Origin of the sequence: Sulfitobacter sp. HI0129, from assembly GCF_001635395.1 — a bacterium.
Taxonomy (GTDB): Bacteria; Pseudomonadota; Alphaproteobacteria; order Rhodobacterales; family Rhodobacteraceae; genus Sulfitobacter.
In genome coordinates, this window is the sequence record NZ_LWGH01000999.1 from 1 (window position 1) to 285 (window position 285).

The following is a 285-nucleotide window of genomic DNA, read 5'->3' on the forward strand; positions in this document are numbered from 1 at the left end:
GGAAACGTGCTTATCGGGCAAGGCGCCATGCGGCTGACCGCAGAACGGGTCGAGGTCGTGTACCGCGCGGAGGCCGAGGGTATCGCAAAGCTCGAAGCGACGGGCGGCGTCACCCTCGTTTCCGGTGACGACGCCGCCGAAGCGGACCGGGCCGATTATGACATCGACGCGGGAACGCTCGTCATGACGGGCAATGTCCTTCTGACACAGGGCGGCAGTGCTTTGTCGTCCGAACAGATGACCATCCAGCTCGAAGACGGCACGGCGCAGATGTCCGGGCGGGTG

Annotated in this window: 1 protein-coding gene; it reads left to right on the forward strand. The window is 65.3% G+C overall.

Annotated elements, in window-relative coordinates; all coding sequences use genetic code 11:
- Positions 1-285 (forward strand): LptA/OstA family protein (locus tag A3764_RS21710; protein WP_236628294.1); only part of this gene is annotated, 285 nt, incomplete at both ends.